This is a genomic window from Burkholderia sp. LMG 13014, from assembly GCF_905232215.1.
In the GTDB taxonomy this organism is placed as follows: Bacteria; Pseudomonadota; Gammaproteobacteria; order Burkholderiales; family Burkholderiaceae; genus Burkholderia.
In genome coordinates, this window is the sequence record NZ_CAJNKE010000411.1 from 1 (window position 1) to 5,522 (window position 5,522).

Below are 5,522 nucleotides of genomic sequence, written 5' to 3' on the forward strand. Positions count from 1 at the left end.
GCCCCGCGCCGGCCCAGGTCAGCCGCTCGCGCAGCAGGAAGTGCGCGTAGATCGCGGTCCACGCGGGGGTCAGGTAGAACAGCAGCATCACGCGCAGCACCTCGCCGTGGATCGTGCCCCACACGAACCCGAGGTTCGTCACGCCGGCCGTGACCGCGATGCCGGGCAGCACCCAGTGCCAGCGCAGCGTCGCGATCGTGCGATGCCGCGCGACGATCACGAACAGGAATGCGACGAGGCTCGTCAGCGCGCTCGCCAGCGTGCCCGTCACGCCGAGCGACGCCAGGATCCGCAGCGGATACCAGATCAGGCCCCATACCGACGCGCCGATCAGGATGGCCAGCGTCGGCAGGCTGCCGCGTACCGCGTTATTCATTTTGTTCAATACCCTTTATTCAGCCGGCCCGGCCGCCGTTCAGGCGGGCCGTGACCGCATTCCGTCACGCTATAATCGTCCGTTGCAACTCGCGCGCCATCGGCGCCCGTTCGCAGCTGCGCGGCGCGCCCGCCGCTTCTTTCGCTCCAACCGGCCGCGATGGCCGCTTCGCCCGTGAACCCTCGACTCGACTCGCTCCAGCCCTATCCCTTCGAAAAGCTGCGCGCCCTGTTCAAGGACGTGACGCCCTCCGGCGCCCTCAAACCGATCAGCTTCGGCATCGGCGAGCCCAAACATGCGACCCCGGCGCTGATCCGCGACGCCGTGGTGGCCGCGCTCGACGGTCTCGCGTCGTACCCGGCCACCGCCGGCTCGGACGCGCTGCGCACGTCGATCGCGCACTGGCTCGAGCGCCGCTACGGGCTGCCGGCCATCGATCCGGCCACGCAGGTGCTGCCGGTGTCGGGTTCGCGCGAGGCGCTGTTCTCGCTCGCGCAGACGGTGATCGACGCACGCCCGTCCGAACAGGGCGAGAAGGCGATCGTACTCTGTCCGAATCCTTTCTATCAAATTTACGAGGGCGCGGCGCTGCTGGCCGGTGCCGAACCCTATTTCGCGAACAGCGACCCGGCCCGCAACTTCGCGTGCGACTACGCGTCCGTGCCCGACGAAGTCTGGGCGCGCACGCAACTGCTGTACGTGTGCTCGCCGGGCAACCCGACCGGTGCCGTGCTGACGCTCGACGACTGGCGCGAGCTGTTCGCGCTGTCCGACCGCCACGGTTTCGTGATCGCGTCCGACGAGTGCTATTCGGAAATCTATTTCGACGAAGCGGCACCGCCGCTCGGCGGCCTCGAGGCCGCGCACCGCCTCGGCCGCGGCTTCGAGCGGCTCGTGATGCTGTCGAGCCTGTCGAAGCGCTCGAACGTGCCGGGCATGCGCTCGGGCTTCGTCGCCGGCGACGCGGCGCTGCTGAAGAAATTCCTGCTGTACCGCACGTACCACGGCGCGGCGCTGTCGCCGGTCTGGCAGCACGCGAGCATCGCCGCGTGGAACGACGAGGCGCACGTGCGAGAGAACCGCGCGCTGTACCTGCAGAAGTTCAATACCGTCACGCCGATGCTGGCCGACGTGATCGACGTGAAACTGCCCGACGCGGCGTTCTACCTGTGGGCCAACGTGTCGCGCACCGGGCTGTCGGACACCGAGTTCGCCCGTCGCCTGTACGCCGACTATAATGTGACGGTTCTGCCCGGCTCGTACCTGGCGCGCGACGCGCACGGCACGAATCCGGGCCGCGATTTCATCCGGATCGCGCTCGTCGCGGGCACCCCCGAATGCGTCGAGGGCGCGCAACGCATCGTCGATTTCTGCCGGTCTCTCGCGCGGTAATCGTCCATCCGATCAATTCCATCCATCTCCTGCGAAAACGAACATGTCGCAACAACTTCAGCAAATCATCGATACCGCCTGGGACAACCGCGCCGAGCTGTCGCCGAAGGCCGCACCGGCCGACGTCCGCGAAGCCGTCGCGCACGCGATCGAGCAGCTCGACAAAGGCGCGCTGCGCGTTGCCGAGAAGATCGACGGCAACTGGACCGTGCACCAGTGGCTGAAGAAGGCCGTGCTGCTGTCGTTCCGCCTGGAGGACAACGCGCCGATGCCGGCCGGCGGCTACTCGCAGTTCTACGACAAGGTGCCGTCGAAGTTCGCGAACTACACGGCTGAAGATTTCGCCGCGGGCGGCTTCCGCGTCGTCCCGCCGGCCATCGCGCGCCGCGGCTCGTTCATCGCGAAGAACGTCGTGCTGATGCCGTCGTACACCAACATCGGCGCCTACGTCGACGAAGGCACGATGGTCGACACGTGGGCCACGGTCGGTTCGTGCGCGCAGATCGGCAAGAACGTGCACCTGTCGGGCGGCGTCGGCATCGGCGGCGTACTCGAGCCGCTGCAGGCGAACCCGGTCATCATCGAAGACAACTGCTTCATCGGCGCGCGCTCGGAAGTCGTCGAAGGCGTGATCGTCGAGGAAAACTCGGTGATCTCGATGGGCGTGTACCTCGGCCAGAGCACGAAGATCTACGATCGTGAAACCGGCGAAGTCAGCTACGGCCGCATCCCGGCCGGCTCGGTCGTGGTCGCCGGCAACCTGCCGTCGAAGGATGGCTCGCACAGCCTGTACTGCGCGGTGATCGTCAAGAAGGTCGACGCGAAGACCCGCGCGAAGGTCGGCCTGAACGAGCTGCTGCGAGGCGACTGATGGCGAAGCCGCACACCGTGGTCGTCTACGGCATTCCGAACTGCGACACCGTGAAGAAGGCCCGCGTGTGGCTCGACGATCACGGCGTCGAATTCGAGTTTCACGACTTCAAGAAGCTCGGTGTCAGCGCACCGCTCGTCGAGGACTGGCTGAAGGACGTGTCGCTCGACGCGCTCGTCAACAAGCGCGGCACGACGTGGCGCGGCCTGGACGATGCGATGAAGGCGGCCGCCGAAACGAAGGCCGGCGCGGTCGCGCTGATGATCCACAAGCCGTCGGTCATCAAGCGCCCCGTGCTGGTGGTCAACGGCCGCGTGAAATCGCTCGGCTTCGCGGCCGATCAATACGCGGCGCTGTTTGCCGCATAGGGCTGCCCGCGCTGCGCCTGCGGGCGCAGCCCGACGTCTTGTCGCTGCCGGCCACCGCGCCGGCATTTTTTATCGAAAGTGGTCCGAACCATGTCCGCCACCCTAGCCCTTACCGAACAGCTGATCGCCCGCGCGTCCGTGACGCCCGACGACCAGCACTGCCAGCAGATCATGACCGAGCGCCTCGCCGCGCTCGGCTTCGAATGCGAGACCATCGCGTCGCACGGCGTGACCAACCTGTGGGCCGTCAAGCGCGGCACCGACGGCCGCGACGGCAAGCTGCTCGCGTTCGCGGGCCACACCGATGTCGTGCCGACCGGCCCGCTCGAGCAGTGGAGCTCGCCGCCGTTCATCCCCGCCCATCGTGACGGCAAGCTGTACGGCCGCGGCGCGGCCGACATGAAGACCTCGCTCGCGGCATTCGTCGTCGCGTCCGAGGAATTCGTCGCGGCCCATCCCGGCCACCGTGGCGCGATCGCGTTCCTGATCACGAGCGACGAGGAAGGCCCCGCCACCGACGGCACCGTGAAGGTCGTCGAGCTGCTCGAAGCGCGCGGCGAACGCATGGACTACTGCATCGTCGGCGAGCCGACGTCGACCGCCGAGCTCGGCGACGTCGTCAAGAACGGCCGCCGCGGCTCGATGTCGGGCGAACTGGTCGTCAAGGGCGTGCAGGGTCACATCGCGTATCCGCACCTCGCGAAGAACCCGATCCACCTGCTCGCGCCGGCGCTGGCCGAGCTCGCCGCCGAGCAATGGGACGAAGGCAACGAATACTTCCCGCCGACCACCTGGCAGGTGTCGAACCTGCACGCCGGCACCGGCGCGTCCAACGTGATTCCCGGCCATGCCGACCTGCTGTTCAACTTCCGTTTCTCGACCGCCAGCACGGTCGAGGGCCTGCAGGCACGCGTGCACGCAATCCTCGACAAGCATGGCCTCGAATACACGCTGAAGTGGTCGGTGAGCGGCCTGCCGTTCCTCACGCCGCGCGGCGAGCTGTCAGGCGCGCTGGAAAACGCGATCCGCACCGAGACCGGCATCACGACCGAGCTGTCGACGACGGGCGGCACGTCGGACGGCCGTTTCATCGCGCGCATCTGCCCGCAGGTGATCGAGTTCGGCCCGCCGAACGGCAGCATCCACAAGATCGACGAGCACATCGAAGTGCGCTTCGTCGACCCGCTGAAGAACGTGTACCGCCGCGTGCTCGAACAACTGATCGCCTGATGGAGCCTCGCATGACGACACCTTTTGCAACTGTTCGCGACCTGCTGCGCTACGCGGTGACGCGCTTCTCGAAGGCGAAGCTCGCGTTCGGCCACGGCTCCGACAACGCTTACGACGAAGCGGCCTACCTCGTGCTGCGCACGCTCGACCTGCCGCTCGACACGCTCGAGCCGTTCCTCGACGCGCGGCTGCTGCCCGACGAGATCGCGGCCGTGCTCGCGGTGATCGAACGGCGTGCGGCCGACCGCGTGCCGGCCGCATACCTCACGCATGAAGCGTGGATGCACGGCCACCGCTTCTACGTCGACGAGCGCGTGATCGTGCCGCGCTCGTTCATCGGCGAACTGCTCGACGACGGGCTGCAGCCGTACGTCGCCGATCCCGAGCAGGTCGGCGCGGTGCTCGAGCTGTGCACGGGCTCCGGTTGCCTCGCGATCCTCGCGGCGAGCGCGTTCCCGAACGCCGAGATCGACGCGGTCGACCTGTCCGACAAGGCACTCGAAGTCGCCGAGATCAACGTGCGCGACTACGGCCTCGAAGACCGCATCGGGCTGCACCGCGGCGACCTCTACGCGCCGCTGCCCGCGTTCCGCACCGACCCGGGCTCCCGCTATGACGTGATCCTGACGAACCCGCCGTACGTGAACGCATCGTCGATGGCCGCCCTGCCGCCCGAGTACCGGCATGAGCCGGAGATGGCGCTCGCGGGCGGCGACGACGGGATGGACATCGTGCGACGCATCGTCGCCGAAGCCCATCGCTGGCTGCACGACGACGGCGTGCTCGTCGTCGAGATCGGCAACGAGCGCGAAAACGTCGAAGCCGCGTTCGGCGGCCTCGAACTCACCTGGCTGCCCACCAGCGCGGGCGACGACGCCGTATTCCTGATCCAGGCGTCGGACCTGCCCCGCAAGGCCTGAGCCGTTTCGGCTCACCCACCGTGCGGTGCACCGTTGCGCCGCACGGTTGGGTAAGATGCGCGTAGGCGGCCGCCCGGCCGCGCGACCTCAGGAGTCCGTCACGCGCCCATGACCCTCGACTGGCTACATCTCGGCACCCTGATCCTGACCATCCACGTGCTCGGGATCGTCGCGGCGTGCCACGCGATCATGAACACGCGCACGTCGCAAGGCGCGATCGCGTGGGCCGTCTCGCTCGCGGCCATGCCGTACCTGACGCTCATCCCGTACCTGTTCCTCGGCCGCAGCAAGTTCTCCGGCTACGTCGACGCGCGGCGCCACGAGCTGGAAATGTTGCGCATGCACACACCGCGCTCGCCGTGGCT

7 protein-coding genes are annotated in these 5,522 nt (G+C 67.7%); 6 read left to right on the plus strand and 1 reads right to left on the minus strand.

Translation table 11 applies throughout. The features are described from left to right. Positions 1-376: EamA family transporter (locus tag JYJ84_RS27400; RefSeq protein ID WP_374102136.1), on the minus strand; the 376-nt coding region annotated here is incomplete at its 3' end. 159 nt (positions 377-535) lie between these two features. On the opposite strand from JYJ84_RS27400, the gene dapC reads away from it, so the two are divergent. The 6 genes from dapC to JYJ84_RS27430 form a co-directional block, all read left to right on the plus strand. Beyond that, on the plus strand, positions 536-1,768 hold the full coding sequence (dapC, locus tag JYJ84_RS27405; protein ID WP_071334682.1) for a succinyldiaminopimelate transaminase: 1,233 nt from the start codon (positions 536-538) through the stop codon (positions 1,766-1,768). A gap of 43 nt (positions 1,769-1,811) precedes the next feature. Beyond that, a complete protein-coding gene (gene dapD / locus JYJ84_RS27410) occupies positions 1,812-2,639 on the plus strand; it encodes a 2,3,4,5-tetrahydropyridine-2,6-dicarboxylate N-succinyltransferase (protein WP_014896723.1) in 828 nt (275 codons plus the stop codon). Then, positions 2,639-3,007: an ArsC family reductase gene (locus JYJ84_RS27415; protein ID WP_011352471.1), complete on the plus strand. Its 369-nt coding sequence runs from the start codon at positions 2,639-2,641 to the stop codon at positions 3,005-3,007. Before dapD ends, JYJ84_RS27415 begins: the two co-directional genes overlap by 1 nt. Before the next feature lie 90 nt (positions 3,008-3,097). Beyond that, positions 3,098-4,237 (plus strand): succinyl-diaminopimelate desuccinylase, encoded by a 1,140-nt coding sequence (gene dapE / locus JYJ84_RS27420; protein ID WP_122945710.1) that lies wholly within the window; start codon positions 3,098-3,100, stop codon positions 4,235-4,237. Positions 4,238-4,248: 11 nt separating this feature from the next. Beyond that, entirely contained in the window at positions 4,249-5,157 is a 909-nt protein-coding gene (gene prmB, locus JYJ84_RS27425; RefSeq protein ID WP_122945711.1) for a 50S ribosomal protein L3 N(5)-glutamine methyltransferase, read from the plus strand. A 108-nt stretch (positions 5,158-5,265) separates the two neighbouring features. Further along, a partial coding sequence (locus JYJ84_RS27430) for a PLDc N-terminal domain-containing protein (RefSeq protein ID WP_205189693.1) occupies positions 5,266-5,522 on the plus strand: 257 nt, incomplete at its 3' end.